Genomic DNA, 303 nt, shown 5'->3' with positions numbered 1-303 from the left:
CCTTGGCCCGAGAGCGATGTGACCATTGTCGACTTGGCCACTTACGCTCGCGAAGGCTATGAGGCACAGATGTCCATCAGCTACATCAGCCTGATGAACACCGTGAACAACCTTGCCGAGCGCGACCAGTACCTGGGTCGACCGATCATCATGGTCACCGACGAGGGCCATATCATCACCAAAAACCCGCTACTGGCGCCATTCGTGGTCAAGGGGACAAAGATGTGGCGCAAGCTCGGCGCGTGGTTCTGGCTTGCCACACAAAACCTTGCCGACTTCCCCACTGCGGCGCAGACCATGCTC

1 protein-coding gene is annotated in these 303 nt (G+C 58.4%); it reads left to right on the top strand.

Annotated features, from left to right (window positions below):
- Nucleotides 1–69: 69 nt before the first annotated feature.
- The coding region (locus KMS84_RS44375) for a hypothetical protein (RefSeq protein WP_256921531.1) at nucleotides 70–303 on the top strand (234 nt) is incomplete at its 3' end.

It is taken from the genome of Streptomyces hilarionis (assembly GCF_024539675.1).
In the GTDB taxonomy this organism is placed as follows: domain Bacteria; phylum Actinomycetota; class Actinomycetes; order Streptomycetales; family Streptomycetaceae; genus Streptomyces; species Streptomyces hilarionis.
This window is presented reverse-complemented; position numbering and strand designations above follow the sequence as displayed.